The following is a 16,735-nucleotide window of genomic DNA, read 5'->3' on the forward strand; positions in this document are numbered from 1 at the left end:
GTGTCCTGCCGACCAGACCAGACCAGACCAGACCAGATCCAGACCAGGCCGGATCCAGACCAGGCCGGATCGGCGAGCGGCGCCGGAGGCCCCGGGCCCGGTCCGATCGTCGGGACACCCTCTAGGATCGGTCGACATGACCCCCGACGAGCAGACAGGCAGCCGGATCCGCACCCTGCGGGTCACCCAGGGCCGCTCGCAGGCCGACCTGGCCGGCCCCGGCATGTCCGCGAGCTACCTGTCGATGATCGAGTCGGGATCCCGCGGCGCCTCGCCCGCCGCGCTGCGCCACCTCGCCGCCCGGCTGGGCACGACGGTCGAGTTCCTCGCGCAGGGGCGCCGGGCCGACACCCGGACCGAGACCGACAGCACGGTCCGGATCGGCCTGCTGGCCTTGCGGGAGGGCCGCGCCGAGGAGGCCCTCGCCCTCTTCGACGGCCTCGACGACCCGGCGGCGGCTGCGGCGCGACTGCGCGCCCTGGAGCGCCTGGGCCGCCTGGACGAGGCCACCGACGGCCACGAGGAGTTCCTCGGCCACGCCGAGCCCGGCTCGCTCCCGTGGGCCGACCAGGCCGTCGACCTCGTGCGCTGCTACCTGGCCGGCCGCGACCTGTTCTCGGCGGCGGAACTCGGCGAGCGCGCCCTCGCCGTGTACGAGGAGCGCGAACTGCTCTGGTCCGACGAGGTGACACGGCTCGCGATGCTCCTCGCCGAGGTACGCGCCCAGCAGGGTGACCAGGACGGCGCCGGCGCCCTCCTGGAACGGATCGGGCGGGCCGCCGCCACCAGGTCCACCCCCAGGGCGCGCGCCGAGGGATACGCGGACGCCGCCCGGCACGCCCACGACCAGGGCAGGTTCCGCGAGGCGCACGCGCTCTCGACGCGAGCACTGGCGCTGTTCGCCGAGGCGGACCGGGCCGTCGACGCCGCCAACCTGCGGGCCCTGACCGGCGTCCTCCTGGCCGAATCCCGGCCCACCCGCCTCGGCGAGGCCGTACGACTGCTCGACGGGGCCCGCACCGACCTCCTCGGCCTCGGCGCCCCGTCCGACCTCTCCCGCTGCGAACTCGCCCTCGCCGGCCTCCTCGTCCGCGCCGACGACCCCGCGCGGGGACGGCTCCTCGCCCAGGCCACCCTGGACCGCGCCCCCGACGCGCACGAAACGCAGCGCGCCCACGCGCACATCGTGCTGGCGGAGGCCTCGTTCGCCGACGAGGACCACACCGGCGCCGCCACCGCCCTCGCCGCTGCTGCCGACCTCCTCTCCGCCCTGCCCGTCGGCGACGAGCACGCCACCCGGTACTGGCACCGCGCCGCCCTCCTCCACCAGAAGCTCGGGTCCCCCGAGGACGCCATGCACGCCTACGACCAGGCCCTGCGCGCCGCCGGCCACACCCTCGCCCCGCCCGCCCGCGCCAAGACGAGGGCGTAGACGCCGCGGAGCACCGGAGCCCAGGCCCACCCCGGAGTCCCGGGGTTCTGCGGCAACAGGTCAACACCTGGATGGTCGACATCGGCGAGCGGCAGGGCTGAGCGCACCCCCGCGACGGACGGCGGGGAAGGGGGGCGAAGGGGTATCGCAATCAAGCTACTCGACGGTAATCTGCGGGCCCGGTCCGCGGCTCGTGGGGGAGTGGTATGGGTACCGTCACTGCGTTCGATCCCGTCGCCGAACACGAGAGGACCCGCGCCGCCCTCGCCGACGTGATCCCGCGACTGGTCCGGCTGTTGCGCGAGGTGCCGGACCGGAACGCGGCGTCCGGCGTCCCGGTCTGGACGGTGGGCGACGTCGGCGCGCACGTGGCCGCGGTGTACCTCGCGTACTGCTCCCTCGCGTTCGACGACAAGGCGGTGGACTGGGACAGCGTGCTCCCACCGGGCGACGGATCGCTCGGCGAACGCATCACGGCGATGAACGCCACCGCCATCGGCCTCTTCGGCGACGACGAGCGCGCGCGCCTGGGCGACTTCGTCGCCGAGCGGGGCGAGGCGTTCCTCCGGGGCACCGAAGGCCTCGCCCCGGACACCCCCGTCGCCGTCCCCTGGTTCGGGCGGGAGCTGACGCTCGCGGTCCTGACCGGCCTGATGCTCAGCGAGAGCCTCGTCCACGGCCTCGACATCGCCCGCGGCGCGGGGCTCCCCTGGCCCATAGTCCCGGAGGAGGCCCGGCTCGTCCTCGGCCAGACGATGCCGACGATGATGGCCCTGGCCCTGGACACCGCGAAGGCCCGAGGCGTCACCCTCGCCCTCGACCTCGTCGTCAAGGACGGCCCACGGCTCGCCGTCGTCATCGACGACGGCGCCATGACGGTCACCCGCGACGCGCCACCCCGCGCCTACGACTGCCGCCTCACCGTCGCGCCGGTCGACTTCCTCCTCGTCTCCTTCCGGCGCACCCCGATCTGGAAGGCCGTCGCCCGCGGCCGCATGCGAGCCGGCGGCCGGCGACCCTGGCTGGCCACGCGACTCGGCCAACTCATCGCGAACCCCTGACGGGTCGGGGGGAGTCGGGACCAGGGGACGGACCAGGGGACGGACCAGGGGACGGACCAGGGGACGGGGCCAGGGGCGCCAGGGGGAGCCGCCCCCTGTGCGCGGCCGACAGTCGTATTAGCGTGGGCCGATGACCAAGCCACTCGCCTCCGGATCCGGAGCCGAAGCCGGAGCCTGGAACGGAACCGGTGCTGCGGCTGAAGCCGAAGTCGGTGACACCGGCACCGCCACCGGCACCGGCACCGCCACCGCCGGGCCGAGACGACCGGGCGTCGCCGCGGCCCTCACGCGTACGGTGCGGCACACGTTCGTCGGCTCGCTCTACCTGCTCACCGCGCCGTTCACCGCGGTGGCGGGACTCGTGGCGGTGCTCGCCGGAGTGCCGGGCGCGACGGTCGGCCTCCTGCTGCCCGGGGGCGCCCCGGTGGCGGCGTGGGCGCTGGAGCCGGCGAGGTGGTGCGCGAACGTGGAGCGGTGGCGCATCGCCAAGGTGGTGGGGGGTGCGCGGTACGAACCGCGGCCGAGGCCGACGGGCAAGGGGGCCGCGCCGGCTCCGGGGGCTTGGCTCGACGCGGCCCACGCGGTGGTGGTGCTGCCCGTCGTCCTCGTGACGGCGGTGGTGACCGCGCTGTGGTGGTTCGTCGGCCTCGCCTGCGTGACGTGCGCGCTGCGCTACGAGGACGCGCCGCGCGGATCGCTGCGGCCCCTGTCGCTGAACGTCGGTGACGCGGCGTCGCACGTCACCGTGAGCCTCGGGCTGTCGTCGCCGGCTGAGCGGGTCGCCTTCGGCACCGTTACCGGCCTGGTGCTGCTGTGCGTCCTGCCGCTGGTCACCCGGGCGTGCGCCACCGCCCAGGCCGGGCTCGGACAGGCGCTGCTCTCCGACGCGTCCGCGCTGCACCGCAGGATCGGCGGGCTGGAGCGAGAGCGGGATGCCGCCCGTGCGCAGACCGTCGCCGCGGTGACGGCCGAGGCGACCGCGCTGCGCCGACTGGAGCGGGACATCCACGACGGGCCCCAACAGCGGCTGGTGCGCCTGGCCATGGAACTCGGGCGGGCGCAGCGTTCTCTCGACACCAGGCCGGAGGTGACCAGGGCCGCCCTCGCCGACGCGATCGTGCAGGCCCAGGGGGCGCTGGACGAGCTGCGGGCGCTGTCGCGCGGCATCGCGCCGCCGATCCTCGCCGACCGGGGCCTGTCCGAGGCGCTGACCGCCCTGGCCGCGCGTTCCACCGTCCCCGCCGTACTCGATACCGTACCCCTGGACCACCGGCCGGACGCCGGCGTGGAGACGGCCGCGTACTTCGTGGTCGCGGAGTCGCTGACCAACGTGGCCAAGCACAGCCACGCGCACCGGTGCGCGATCGGACTACGACACGGCGAGGGAACCTTGAGGGTCTGGGTGACGGACGACGGGGTGGGCGGCGCGGCGCTCGGCAAGGGACACGGGTTGCGGGGTCTGGAGGACCGACTGCGCGCGGTCGGCGGCCGGTTGCGGGTCGAAAGCCCTGCCGGAGGCCCGACGACGATCACCGCCGAGATGCCGTGCCCCTGACCCCGCCCGCACGGGAGTCCGTGCCGCCACCGGATCCCGCGCCGCTGCGCCGCTCCCTGCGGATCGTCGTCGCCGACGACTCGGTGCTGCTGCGCGAAGGCCTGGTCCGCCTGCTCGTCGAGGACGGCCACGAGGTGGTGGACGCGGTCGGGGACGGCCCGTCCCTGGTCGAGGCCGTGCTCGCGCACCGGCCGGACGTGTCGATCGTCGACGTACGGATGCCGCCGACGCACGCCGACGAGGGCCTGAGGGCGGCGATCGCCGTCCGCTCGCGGCTGCCGGGATCCCCCGTGCTGATGCTCAGCCAGTACGTGGAGGCCTCCTACGCCGGGGACTTGCTCGCGGACGGCTCCGGCGGCGTCGGCTACCTCCTGAAGGACCGCGTCGCCAGGATCGACGAGTTCCTGGACGCGCTGGACCGGGTCGCCCGCGGCGGGACGGTGCTCGACCCCCAGGTGGTCGCCCAGCTGCTCGCCGAGCGGCGCCGGGACAGCCCCGTCGACGCCCTGACCCCACGGGAGCGGGAGATCCTGGCACTCATGGCCGAGGGCTGTTCCAACACGGCCGTCGCCCGGCGACTGGCCGTCTCCGCCAGCGCGGTGGAGAAGCACATCGGCAACATCTTCGCCAAGCTCGGCCTGCTTCCGGACGACGCCCACCACCGCAGGGTCCTCGCCGTCCTGGCCCACCTGAGGGGCTGACGTCGTCGTCCCGTACGTCCTCCGGGGGTGTGGCCTGCCACACCCCCGGAGGTGCGGCAGGCTCCGGTGACCACCCTGCCGTCCGTACGCGACGGTGGTCGGCATGACCTCAGCACCCGGCCTCACCGGCTCCACCGCCCATGCCGACCCCACGGCCCCGTCGCGGCCGGCGGGCGTCCCCCGGCGCGCCCTCGCCGTCCTCGGCACCCTGGCCTGCGCCCTCGTCGCGGCCTTCGTCCTCGTTCCCCGTACGGTGGCGGCGACCGGCGCGGACGGCGCTCTCGCCGACCGGCGCGGCCTCGCCCGGGAGTTCCGCGGGGCGTTCGTCGCGTACTGGAGTTCCGGCGACCGGGATCCCTCCCCGAACCTGGCGAGGATCATCGACTACTGGTTCCGGTTCCACGTGGCCAAGGCCGTGATCGCCGCTCTGCTGCTGATCACGCTTGTCGCGCTCGCCGTCCTGCTCCGGAAGGCCTTCCTGACGGCCGGCGGGTTCGGCGCGGGAAGGAGGCCGACCCTCGCGTCGACCGGCGTTCTCGGCACGCTGTTCGCGGTGGTCTCGGTCGCGGTGCTCTCGCTCGCGGCGGTGATGGCCAACGTCCAGGGTGCTGCGGCTCCGTTCGCCTCCCTGTTCCCGGTGCTGCCGACCGGCGCGACCGCCGACGGGCGACTCGCCGCCACCCTCGCCGAGGTGAGGGCGCGACTGGCCGACTCCTCGGACGGGGGTCGCCCGACCCCGCCCGCGGTCGACGTGATGGTCGGCGACTTCGCCCGGTACCACGTGGCGATGGCCGTCATCGCCGCGGTCGTGGCGGTCGTCCTCCTCGGCGCGAGCGTGACGGCGTGGCGGAGGCTGCGGAGCACGGTGGCGTCCGACCGGCCGACGCGGCTGCTCCGGGTGTCGTTCGTGGTCCTCTCGGCCTCGTCGTCGCTGGCCGCGGTGGTGGTCGCGGCGGCGAACACGACGACCGCGGCGGACCCCGGCCCCGCGCTCCTGGCGTTCTTCGACGGCGGATGGTGAGCCGCGACCCGTCCGGGCGGCCGCGTACGAGCGGCGTGGTCGCGGCGGCGGTCAGCGCCCCGTGGTTCCCGTGTACGCGGAACGGCGGGCGTCGTCCCGGCCCGCCGCGCCCGCCACCGCCTGCTGGTCGGCAGCTCCGCGGCGCGCGGTCGCCCCGGCCCCGACCCCGGCCCGGATCCCGCCCCCGTCCCCGGTCCCGCTGACGCCGACCCCGGCGCCGCTGGTACCGACCGCGTGCGCGGGCAACGACCTCTCCGCGCACAGGAGTACCGCCGCCCCGGTCAGGACCAGCAGGGCGAGCACGGCCCACAGCTGCCACGGCCCGGCGTCGAGCAGGAAGCCGAGGAGCAGGGGTGCGACCGTGCGGCAGACCGACCAGGACAGTTGGTACACCGACAGGTACCGGCCGCGCAGGTGGTCGGGGGCGGCCTGGACGGAGAGGCTCTGCGAGGGGGCGGAGTGGAGGAGTTCGCCGGCGGTGTAGAGCACGGCGACGGTCAGGACGGCGACGAGGGCGTTCGGGCCGCCGACGAGGTGGGGGAGGGCGGCGAAGGCGGCGAAGGAGAGCGCGAAGACGACCGCGCCGAGGGCGGCGGCGCGGGTGCGTCGGGCGCGGAGCGTCAGGCGGGTGGCGGGGACGCCGAGGAGGGCGACCAGGGCGGTGTTGACCGCGAAGACGATGCCGGCCAGGGCGTCGGGCAGGGCGATGTCGCGGGTGAGGAAGACCGGCAGGGCCATGGCCTGGGTGGTGTAGCCGAAGGCGACGAGGAAGTTGGCCGTGGTGACGAGCAGGTAGGGCCGGTCGGCGAGGACCTGCCGGTACCCGTCGCGGGCCGCCGGCCGTTCGGCCCGACCGCGGACGTGGGGGATCCGGGCGACGAGGACCGCGGAGAGGGCGAAGACCGCGGCCAGGGCCTCGGCGGCGACGACGAAGCCGGTGGTGCCGTTCCACGCGAGCATGCCCGCGGCCGCCAGGCTGCCGCAGCCCATGCCGGCGTTGCGCAGGCTGCGGTCCCAGGCCAGGAGCCGGTCGCGCTCGACGCCTCGGGCGAGGTCGCCGATCAGCGCGTGCTGGCTGGGCGACGAGGCCCACATCCCGACCGCGACCACCAGGGCGATCGTCAGGAAGGCGGGGTAGGTGTCGGCGAACGGGTAGGCGGCGAAGCCGATCGCGCGCAGCGCGAGGACGCCGATGAGCACCCGCCGGCCGCCGAACCGGTCGATGAGGACGCCCGTGGCGGGCATGAACGCGAGCGCGCAGAGCCCGGCGACCGTGAGTCCCGCGCCGATCGACGTGAGGGACAGGCCGGTGAGCGAGTGGAGGAACAGCATCGTCAGGGGTACGTAGATGCCGTCGCCGATCGAACCCGCCAGGCTCGCGGAGACGAGGCGGCGGCGCGTACGGGCATCGGGCCGGGAGGCCGGGACGGCCGCCGGGGCATCCGACCGGACAGAAGTATCTTCCATGGAAGATAATTTATCATCCGTGGAAGATAGAGTGAAGGCATGCAGTCCGACGCCATCGCCGCCATCGTCGACCAGTGGCAGCGGGAACGCCCCGACCTCGACACGACGCCCATGCTCGTCGTCGGACGGCTCTTCCGGCTCACCCACGCCCTCGACCAGCGCCTGCGCCCGCCGTTCGCCGCCGCGGACCTGGGGAGCGGCGACTTCGACCTGCTCGCGGCGCTCCGGCGTGCGGGGGAGCCCTACGCGTTGTCCGCGGGCGACCTCAGCCGTACCGTCCTCGTCACCACCGGCGCGATCACCAAGCGCGTCGACCGGCTCGAAGCCCGCGGTCTGGTCGCCAGGACCGTCGCCGAGGCCGATTCGCGCGGGCGGCTGATCACCCTCACCGCCGAAGGCGTCGCCCTCACCGACGAGCTCATCGCCGTCCACCTGGACAACCAGCGCCGCCTCCTCGCCGGGCTCGGCGCCGACGACCAGGCGCACCTCGCGGACCTGCTGGAACGACTCGCCCTCACGCTGCCCGCGGGCGACGACTGACCACCCGGGCCGTCACGGCGCCGGTTCGTCGGCGATCCGGTACCCCACCCCGGTCGTCGTCGTGATGACCGGCGGGCTGCCCAGCTTGCGCCGCAGCCGGCCGACGGTGACGGTCACGGTGTTGGTGAACGGGTCGGCGTTCTCGTCCCACACCCGCTCCAGGAGGTCCTCGGCGCTGAGGAAACCCGGACTGGCGCGCAGGAGCGCCTCCAGGACGGCGAACTCCTTGACGGACAGGGCGAGGGGGCGGCCGTCGCGGAGCACGGTGCGGAGCACCGGGTCGAGTTCGAGGCCGGCGGCACGCAGGGTGCGGGCCCGGGCCGTCGGCCGGCGGCGGGCCAGCGCCCGGACGCGGAGGACCAGTTCGGGGAAGTGGAAGGGCTTGGCGAGGTAGTCGTCGGCGCCGAGGGTCAGCCCGCTGACCCGGTCGCCGGGCGCACCGGCGGCGGTCAGCATCAGCACCATCGCGCGGTCGTCCCGCTCCGTGATCATCCGGCAGAGCGCGTCGCCGTGGATGCCGGGCAGGTCCCGGTCGAGGACGACCACGTCGTACGGGTTCAGGTCGAGCTTCGCGGCGGCCTCCAGGCCGTCGTACGCGACGTCGACGGCCATCCCCTGGTCCCGCAGCCCCTCGGCGACGACCTCGGCGAGCGACCGCGCGTCCTCCACGACCAGGATCCTCATGCCGTCACCCGGGCCTTCGCGGCCCCGTCCGGCCGGTCGGACGCGGCCGGCAGCGCCACCGTGACGCACAGGCCCCCCTCCGGCCGGGCCTGGAGCGAGAGGCGGCCGCCGTGCGCTTCGACGATCGCGGCGACGATCGACAACCCGAGCCCCGAACTCCCCTCCGGTCCCGTACGGGCGGCCCCGAGCCGCTCGAACGGCCGCCCCAGCCGGTCCACCTCGCCCTGGTCGAGGACGCGCCCGCCCGTCTCGACGACGAGGCGCGCCTCGGCGCCGTCGCCGTCGGCGGAGACCCGGATCCAGCCGCCCGCCTCGTTGTGCACGATCGCGTTGTCGACCAGGTTCCGCACCGTACGCGACAGCAGTACGCCGCTCCCGCGCGACCAGGCGTCCGGCCGCACCTCGGCGTCGAGCGCCAGGTCCTTGGCGGCGATGTCGGCGGCCCGGTCGGCCAGCGCCTCCCGCGCGAGCTCCGCGAGCGACACGAGGGTCCGGTCGGCGAAGGCGCCGTGCTGCGCTCGGGCGAGGACGAGGAGGCCGTCGAGGAGGTGGTCCAGGCGGTCCAGTTCGGTCCGCAGCCGACCGGCGAGCGCCAGGGTCTGCGCGGCGGGCTCCGGCTTGGCCACGGCGACGTCCAGCGACGCCCGGAGCGTCGCCAGGGGCGTACGCAACTCGTGCGAGGCGTTGCCGACGAACCGGCGCTGCGCGTCGAAGGACGCCTCCAGGCGTTCGAGGAGGCCGTCGACGGTGTCGGCGAGCTCCTTGACCTCGTCGGCCGGTCCGGTCACGGCGAGCCGCTCGTGCAGGTTCTCCGCCGAGATCCGCCGCGTCGCCGCCGTGATCAGGCGCAGCGGGCGCAGCACCCGGTCCGCCAGGAACCGGCCGAGCAGGAGCGAGAGCCCCACCATCACCACCAGCGCGATCAGCGAGCCGAGGAACAGCCGCTGGTCCTGCTGCCCGTGCACGTCCGCGAGCTGCCCCTCCAAGGACCGGATCCGCTGTTCGGCGGCGGCGAGACGGGGCTCGCCGGTCGGGACGGGCGTCGGTGCCTGGCCGGGGGCGACCGTGCTCAGCCGTACTCCGGACATCAGATAGGTCAGTGCGAGCAGCACGATCCCCGACACGAGGAACCCGGCCGCGTACAAGATCGTGAAGCGCCGTCGCACCGTTCCGCCCCGCAGCATGCCCATGGTCCTCTTCCCGTTCGCGTCCGGCCGGACCCAGCATGCCGTGCCGCACCTAACAGCGACGTGACAGGCGCGGTTCGGCCCCTGTCACGGCCGCGTCCGTACAACCGGAGCCATGGAGAAGACCAACGAAGCGCTCCGGCGGGAATGGACCCGGTTCCGGCGACCGGGCCGGCTCGTCGCCCTCGCCCTCGCGGCGCTGGCCGTCGTCGCCCTCGGCCTGCTCTACGCGTACGGCAACCACGCCTCCTGCGACGGCCCCTGCCCGGCCGATCCGACGGGTCCCGACGGCACCCTCGTCAACGACCAGTTCTCCCTCCTGCACCAGGATCTGGGGCGGAACGGCAGCATCACCGTCCGGCTCACGTCCATGACGGGCACGATCACCTACCCGCCGCCGCACCACGACCGGATCGTCCCCGGCCTTGTGCCGTGGGCGAAGGCCGGGATCATCGTCAAGGACGGAGTCCGCCCGGGGTCCTCCTACGCGGCACTGATGCTCACCGGCGGCCACGGCGTGCGGATGCAGTACGACTACCTCCACGACATCGCGGGCAGCCGCGGCGGGGTCTCGGCCCGCTCGCCGCGCTGGCTGCGGCTGACCCGCTCGGGCGACAGCGTCACCGGCCACGAGTCCGCCGACGGCGAGCACTGGGCGAAGGTGGGTACGGCACGGCTGCCCGGCCTGCCCGAGACCGTACGGGTCGGCCTGTTCGCCACCTCTCCCGGAGATCTGACGCTGCGGCCGGTCGGTCTCGGCGGCGCCACGGAGCAGGTGCGCTGGACGCAGGCGGGCGGCGTCTTCGACCACGTGGCGCTCACCGGCACGGTGCCGGCGGCGAGCTGGAAGGAGGACCTCGTCGGCGAGGCGAACCGCACCGACTGGGAGAAGTACTTCACGCGATCGGGCGCGGTGCGGAAGAACGGCACGATCACCGTGACCGGAGCCGGCGACATCGGCCCGGCGGGCGCCGAGGACGGCGCACGCCCGGTGGAGCGCACCCTCGGCGGCCTGGCCCTCGCCCTGCTCGTCGTGCTCGTGGTCGCGGTGCGGTTCGCCACGTCCGCGTACCGCCGCGACCCCGCGGACGGGCCGCCGCCCACCAGTACGGAACTCGCGGCGAAGGCGGCCGTCGTGGCCGCCGCCGCCTTCGTGACGGGCCTCCTCGCCCTGGGCGTCGTGATCCCCGCGGGAGCGGCGATCCTGAAGGGGAACGGGATCCCCGTCCCCGCGGTGTCCCCGCTCACCGGCGCGCGCGTGGTCGTCGGCACCGCCGCGGCGCTCGCCCTCTCCGCGGTGCTCGGCCTCGCCCTCGGCGCCCTCCTGCGACGGGCCTGGGCCGCGGTCGCCGTCGCCGTCCTGGCGGTCGCGGTCCCGTACGCGGTGACCTCCTTCCCGCTGCTCGCCGACGGCCCGTCCCGGTGGCTGCTGCGCCTGACTCCGGCCGCGGGCTTCGCCACCCAGCAGACCCTGACCGCGTACCCCCACGTCCTCGCCCACTACGCGCCGTCCACCGGGTACTTCCCGCTTCCCTGGTGGGCCGGGTTCGGGGTCCTCGCCGCCTACGCGGCGGCGCTGCTTGCGCTCGCCCTGAAGCGCGTGCCCGGCGACGGCGAGCGGAGGAAATCGACCAATCGCCCATCTTGTGATCGAAACTCGATCAATCGACAGAATCGCATTGACTCGATCATCGACCGCACCTAGCTTCTGGCGGCACCGGACCTCAGAAAGGTGTCGCGCTTCATGACCACCAGACCCTTCCCCGTACGCCAGTTGGCGGGTCGCGGCCTCCTCGCCGCGGCCCTCGCCCTCGGCGGCACCGTCGCCCTCGTCGACGCGCCCGCCTCCGCGGTGGGGACCACCACCTACGTCGACTGCTCACGGCCGTCCGCCGGCGACGGCAGCCAGACCTCCCCCTTCAACAGCATCGCCCAGGCCAACGCGACGGCGTACGGACCCGGTGACACGCTCGCCTTCGCCTCCGGCACCACCTGCACCGGCTCGCTCGCCCCGCAGGGCAGCGGCACCGCCGCCGCCCCCATCACCCTCACCCGCTACGGCACCGGCACCCTGCCCGTGATCGACGGCGGCGGGGCGGCGAGCGCCGTCACCCTGACCAACCAGGACCACTGGCGGATAGCCGACCTCAAGTTGACCAACCCCGCCACCACGGTCGCCCGGCGCACCGGACTGCGTATCTCCGCCACCGACGGTACGGCGCACCGCGGTTACGACATCGGCCCACTCGTCATCGACCGCGTCGCCGGCCAGACCAGCAAGAGCAGCCCGACCACCGAGGACTTCGTGCAGTCCGCCGGCATCGTCACCGGCGCGAGCGGCACGAACTCGACCCTCAACGACGTCCACGTCCACGACAACCAGATCAGCAACACCGGCGGCGGCGGCCTCAAGATCCGCGTCGGCTCCATGGCGGTCAAGGGCGCCGGAGTGCTCATCGAGAACAACGTCGTCAAGGACGTCGGCGGCGACGGCATCATCGCCAGCTACGCCCACGCCCCCATGATCCAGTACAACAACGCCTCCGGCGTCGGCAACGGCGTGTACCCCTTCTCCGGAGGCAACTTCGCCGGCATCTGGGTGCTCGGCGACCACGACCCGACCATCCAGAAGAACGCCGTCCACGGCATCACGCGGATGTCCGCGGCCGACAGCCAGGCGTTCGACTGCGACTGGGGCAACACCGGCACCTGCACCGTCCAGTACAACTTCAGCCGCGACAACATCGGCGGCTTCTTCCTCGACTGCGACGGATGCGGCACCATCGGCGCCGCCAAGCAGGTCGTCCGCTACAACATCTCCGAGAACGACTGCCGCATGAGCAGCGTCAGCGCCGGCCGCTCCGCCCTGCACATGTACAACAACGTCCTGTACTGCACGGACAAGAAGTTCGACATCACGCTCCCCGACGAGAGCGTCGTCGAGAACAACGTGTGGGTGGGCACCACCGACTCCCGGCTCCCCACCGGCCCCGGCGTCTCCTGGCTGTGGAACGTCTTCCAGGGCGTCCCCAGGCCCACCGCCAACGGCATCGCGGCCGACCCGCAGTTCGTGAACCCCGGCACCGGCGGCGACACCATCCACTCCGTCGACGGCTACAAGCTGCGCGCCACGTCCCCCGGCCTGAACAACGGCTCCGTCATCACCGGCAACGGAGGCCGCGACTACTGGGGCAACCCGGTCTCCGCGACCACGAAGCCGCACCGCGGCGCCTACAACGGCCCGGGACTGTAGCCCTCCCGGGCCCTCCCGGTGAACGTGTGCGTTTCAGGGAGGAGTTCGCGGGAGGGGGTGTGCGACGTGGAGGCGGTGCGGAGAGCTTTTTAAGAAAGCTTGTTGAATAACCCGTACCGCCGGTTCGCACTTGATTTGCTCCTGCCAACCCGCACAGGGTTTCCCTCGAACGTTTGACGCCCCACACGTCAACACGAGGAGAGAACCACTTCATGGCAACTCACAAGCGATCCCACGGACTTCGCAACGCGGCCATAGCCACAGGTGTGGCCGGCGCAGCCGCCGCCGCGCTGTTCGCGACCAACCTCGCCGGGGCCGCCGCCCCGGCCGAAGGGACCGTGCACGGACTCGGCGCCCCCGGCGCCGTGGACGGCAGCTTCGTCGTCATCCTCGACGCATCCGCGAACAAGGGCGACCTGGCGAAGAAGTACGGCGGCACCCTCCAGCGCTCCTACGGCTCGAAGGTCAACGGCTTCTCCGCGTCCGGCCTGACCGTCCAGGAGGCCAAGCGGCTCGCCGCCGACCCCGCCGTCGAAACCGTCGTGCAGAACAAGCGGTTCAGCATCAACGAGACCCAGGAGAAGCCCCCGTCCTGGGGCCTGGACAGGATCGACCAGGCCGAGACCGCCGGCGACGACAAGTACACCTACCCCGACGGCGGGGGAGAGGGCGTGACCGCGTACGTCATCGACACCGGCGTCCGGATCTCGCACCAGGACTTCGGCGGCCGCGCCACCCACGGCTTCGACGCCGTCGACAACGACGACTCGGCCGACGACGGCAACGGCCACGGCACCCACGTCGCGGGCACCATCGCCGGCACCTCCCACGGAGTCGCCAAGAAGGCGAAGATCGTCGCCGTGCGCGTCCTCGACGACAACGGCTCCGGCACCACCGAGCAGGTCGTCGCGGGCATCGACTGGGTGACGAAGAACCACACCGGCCCCTCCGTCGCGAACATGAGCCTGGGCGGCGGCGCCGACGAGGCCCTCGACGCGGCCGTCCAGCGCGCCATCGCCTCCGGCGTGACCTTCGCCGTCGCCGCGGGCAACGAATCCTCCGACGCCGGCCAGGGCTCGCCGTCCCGGGTCCCCGAAGCCCTCACCGTGGCCTCGAGCACCAAGGACGACGAGCAGTCCGACTTCTCCAACTTCGGCGCGGTGGTCGACCTCTACGCCCCCGGCTCGGACATCACGTCCGACTGGAACGACAGCGACACCGGAGTCAAGACGATCTCCGGCACCTCCATGGCCACGCCCCACGTCACGGGAGCCGCGGCCCTCTACCTGGCGGCCAACCCGACGGCGACCCCGGCCGACACCGCCGCCGCGCTCACCGGCGCGGCCACCCCGGACGCCATCAAGAACCCCTCCGCAGGCACCGCCAACAAGCTCCTGAAGATCACTCCCTGACCCCCGCGGCGCACGCCGCGCACGGACGGCCCCCCACACCCTGGGGGGCCGTCCCCATTTTTCCGCTTCCCTCCCTTTCCCCGGGAACCGGCCGTGGCGAGAATCTGTCCCTGTGGACGAACGGCCACGGCGCCGAGGGGGAAACGAATGAGCGCATGGGTGGTCCCGGGATACACCGAGTCCCGGGAACTTGGCGCGGGCGGCAGCGGCCGCGTCGTGCTGGCGAGACACGACGCGACCGGGACGCCGGTGGCGGTGAAGTACCTGGGCGAGCGCCTCCGCTCCGACGAGGCGTTCCTCCACGGCTTCCGCTCCGAGGCCCGCCTCCTCGGCGCCCTCGACACCCCGTACGTCGTGGGGTTCTACGAGTACGTCGAAGCCCCCCAGGGAGCGGCCATCGTCATGGAACTGGTGGACGGCGTCGCGCTCCGCGCCCTCCTCGCCCGGGAGGGCTCGACCGGCCCCGAAGCCGCCCTCGTCGTGCTGAAGGGCTCGCTCCTCGGCCTCGCCGCCGCGCACCGGGCGGGCGTCGTACACCGCGACTACAAGCCCGAGAACGTCCTCGTCGCCGCCGACGGGGCCTCCAAGCTCGTCGACTTCGGCATCGCGGCCGGGCAGGACAGCAGACCCGGCATCGCCGGAACCCCCGCCTACATGGCACCCGAGCAGTGGAACGGTGCCCCCGCCACACCGGCGGCCGACGTCTACGCGGCCACCGCGACCTTCTTCGAATGCCTCACCGGCCGCAAGCCCTTCGTCGGCGACAACTTCGCCGAACTCGCCCTCCAGCACCTGGAGGCACCCGTCCCCGACGGGCAGGCACCCGAACCGCTGCGCCCGCTCATCCGGCGCGGCCTCGCCAAGGCCCCGCAGGAGCGGCCGGAGAACGCGGCCGCCTTCGTCACCGAACTGGAGTCGGTCGCCACCGCCGCCTACGGCCCCGACTGGGAGAAGCGCGGACGAGGCCGACTCGCCGCGCTGGCCGCGCTCCTGCCCCTCCTCTTCCCCTCCGCCGGAGGCACCGCGCAGGGCACGACCGCACTCGCCACGACCACCTTCACCCCGCCTCCGACGCCGCGCCCCCGTCGCCGTTTCCCGCGCGGCCTGCCCGCGGGCGCCGCCGCGCTCGTCCTGGCGCTCCTCATCGCCGTCGCCGCACGGGCCGGGAGCGAACCGTCGGACGGGGACCGGGCCGCCCAGGCCTTCGCGACGACGAACACCACCGAGACCACCGCCCCGCCGGATCCGACCACCTCCCCACCGCCGACCCCGACCCCGACTCCGACTCCGACGGCGACGACGACCGGACCCGAACCCTCCGCCTCGTCCGACACCCCCACCCCGACGGAGACCACCACCGCCCCCTCCCCGACCGACACCACCACCGCACCCACCACCGAGCCCCCGACGACGCCACCGCCCACACCCACCACGACCCCGCCCACCACCCCGCCCACGACCCCGCCGACCACGGCTCCGACGAGGCCGCCGGCCGTCTCCGTCAGGGCCGTCTCCGTCACGAGCCTCCGCCAGATCGGACCGACCTCCGCCGAGGCCACCATCGAGATCACGACGGACGGCACCGGACCGGTGACCCTCGTCGTCGCGTGGTCCACCGGCGACGAGAAGGGCTCGCCGGGCGTCCCCGACGGCTCCGACACCTTCCGGCGCCAGGGAGCCACCCGCTACACCCTCACGGTCTCCCACACCGTCCGCGGCGCCGGCTGCTACTGGGGAGCGCGTGCGACCACGAACCCGGCCGCCGGGAACGGCGGTTCCTTCCAGCAGGTCCTCATCCGACGGTGTGTGATCACATGAACGACGACGACTACAGCGCCACCGAACTGGGCAGCCACTGGTTCGAGGGCCCGACACCCGCCCCGACCCCCGACCGCGTGGAGGGCGAGGTCCTGCGCTTCGGTCCGGGCGTCACCGCGGTCGCCGCCCGCCGCGCGGAGAACACGCCCACCGCCGTGGAGATCTGGCACGGCACCCTGCCCGGCGCGCCGCCACCCCCGCCACCCCGCCGGCGACGGCCGTGGCGGTACGCCCTCGCGGCCCTCGTCCTCGTCGCGGTCCTGGCCTTCCTCGCCTGGCGGGAGTACGGGCCCCAGGTCGCCGTGCGGGCCGTCGCGGTCACCGCCCCCGACCGGCCGCTCGGCTGCGACGGAACGGCGAACGTGGTCGGCGTCGTCCGCACCGACGGCCGCCCCGGCACGCTCACCTACCACTGGGAGCGCAGCGACGGCACCCGGTCCGCACCCCTGCGCGAGACCCTGACCCGCGGTCAGGAGGAGGCGCGCCTGCACCTCCTGTGGACCTTCCACGGGCCCGGCTCCCACCAGGCCGTCGCCCGCCTCGTGATCACGTCCCCCACGGCCCACGCGGCCGAGGGAGCCTTCACGTACAGCTGCGGCTGAGC

14 protein-coding genes are annotated in these 16,735 nt (G+C 73.9%); 11 read left to right on the plus strand and 3 right to left on the minus strand.

Features of this window, described 5'->3' with window-relative positions; genetic code table 11:
- The first annotated feature begins 136 nt into the window (after positions 1-136).
- The 5 genes from ACFCY7_RS07715 to ACFCY7_RS07735 all read left to right on the plus strand — a co-directional run bounded on the left by ACFCY7_RS07715 (position 137) and on the right by ACFCY7_RS07735 (position 5,770).
- The gene (locus ACFCY7_RS07715; protein ID WP_376482263.1) at positions 137-1,432 is read left to right on the plus strand and encodes a helix-turn-helix domain-containing protein; all 1,296 of its coding nucleotides are present in this window, start codon (positions 137-139) and stop codon (positions 1,430-1,432) included.
- Between the two features lie 206 nt (positions 1,433-1,638).
- The gene (locus tag ACFCY7_RS07720) at positions 1,639-2,493 is read left to right on the plus strand and encodes a maleylpyruvate isomerase N-terminal domain-containing protein (protein ID WP_376482264.1); all 855 of its coding nucleotides are present in this window, start codon (positions 1,639-1,641) and stop codon (positions 2,491-2,493) included.
- Between the two features lie 130 nt (positions 2,494-2,623).
- Positions 2,624-4,048, plus strand: a complete 1,425-nt coding sequence (locus ACFCY7_RS07725; protein WP_376482266.1) for a sensor domain-containing protein — start codon at positions 2,624-2,626, stop codon at positions 4,046-4,048.
- A gap of 56 nt (positions 4,049-4,104) precedes the next feature.
- A complete protein-coding gene (locus tag ACFCY7_RS07730; protein WP_376482370.1) occupies positions 4,105-4,749 on the plus strand; it encodes a LuxR C-terminal-related transcriptional regulator in 645 nt (214 codons plus the stop codon).
- Between the two features lie 103 nt (positions 4,750-4,852).
- Positions 4,853-5,770, plus strand: coding sequence for a hypothetical protein (locus tag ACFCY7_RS07735; protein ID WP_376482268.1), 918 nt, complete (start codon positions 4,853-4,855; stop codon positions 5,768-5,770).
- Between the two features lie 51 nt (positions 5,771-5,821).
- Here the strand turns inward: ACFCY7_RS07735 and ACFCY7_RS07740 are convergent, their stop codons facing one another.
- On the minus strand, positions 5,822-7,237 hold the full coding sequence (locus tag ACFCY7_RS07740) for an MFS transporter (protein ID WP_376482270.1): 1,416 nt from the start codon (positions 7,235-7,237) through the stop codon (positions 5,822-5,824).
- 39 nt (positions 7,238-7,276) lie between these two features.
- On the opposite strand from ACFCY7_RS07740, the gene ACFCY7_RS07745 reads away from it, so the two are divergent.
- Entirely contained in the window at positions 7,277-7,777 is a 501-nt protein-coding gene (locus ACFCY7_RS07745) for a MarR family winged helix-turn-helix transcriptional regulator (RefSeq protein ID WP_376482271.1), read from the plus strand.
- Between the two features lie 12 nt (positions 7,778-7,789).
- Here the strand turns inward: ACFCY7_RS07745 and ACFCY7_RS07750 are convergent, their stop codons facing one another.
- Both ACFCY7_RS07750 and ACFCY7_RS07755 read right to left on the minus strand, forming a co-directional pair.
- Positions 7,790-8,461, minus strand: coding sequence for a response regulator transcription factor (locus ACFCY7_RS07750; protein ID WP_376482273.1), 672 nt, complete (start codon positions 8,459-8,461; stop codon positions 7,790-7,792).
- Positions 8,458-9,651, minus strand: a complete 1,194-nt coding sequence (locus ACFCY7_RS07755) for a sensor histidine kinase (protein ID WP_376482274.1) — start codon at positions 9,649-9,651, stop codon at positions 8,458-8,460. Before ACFCY7_RS07755 ends, ACFCY7_RS07750 begins: the two co-directional genes overlap by 4 nt.
- Positions 9,652-9,763: 112 nt before the next feature.
- Between ACFCY7_RS07755 and ACFCY7_RS07760 the strand changes: the two genes are divergently transcribed.
- The 5 genes from ACFCY7_RS07760 to ACFCY7_RS07780 all read left to right on the plus strand — a co-directional run bounded on the left by ACFCY7_RS07760 (position 9,764) and on the right by ACFCY7_RS07780 (position 16,733).
- Positions 9,764-11,353 carry a hypothetical protein gene (locus tag ACFCY7_RS07760; RefSeq protein ID WP_376482275.1) on the plus strand — a complete coding sequence of 530 codons (1,590 nt, stop codon included), beginning with the start codon at positions 9,764-9,766 and terminating at the stop codon, positions 11,351-11,353.
- Positions 11,354-11,392: 39 nt separating this feature from the next.
- Positions 11,393-12,901 (plus strand): right-handed parallel beta-helix repeat-containing protein, encoded by a 1,509-nt coding sequence (locus ACFCY7_RS07765; protein WP_376482277.1) that lies wholly within the window; start codon positions 11,393-11,395, stop codon positions 12,899-12,901.
- A gap of 212 nt (positions 12,902-13,113) precedes the next feature.
- Entirely contained in the window at positions 13,114-14,313 is a 1,200-nt protein-coding gene (locus ACFCY7_RS07770; RefSeq protein ID WP_376482279.1) for a S8 family serine peptidase, read from the plus strand.
- Between the two features lie 147 nt (positions 14,314-14,460).
- Positions 14,461-16,131, plus strand: coding sequence for a serine/threonine-protein kinase (locus ACFCY7_RS07775; protein ID WP_376482280.1), 1,671 nt, complete (start codon positions 14,461-14,463; stop codon positions 16,129-16,131).
- The gene (locus ACFCY7_RS07780) at positions 16,128-16,733 is read left to right on the plus strand and encodes a hypothetical protein (RefSeq protein ID WP_376482282.1); all 606 of its coding nucleotides are present in this window, start codon (positions 16,128-16,130) and stop codon (positions 16,731-16,733) included. Before ACFCY7_RS07775 ends, ACFCY7_RS07780 begins: the two co-directional genes overlap by 4 nt.
- Positions 16,734-16,735: the final 2 nt, after the last annotated feature.

The sequence above is a fragment of the Streptomyces sp. NPDC056361 genome (genome assembly GCF_042262805.1).
In the GTDB taxonomy this organism is placed as follows: Bacteria; Actinomycetota; Actinomycetes; order Streptomycetales; family Streptomycetaceae; genus Streptomyces.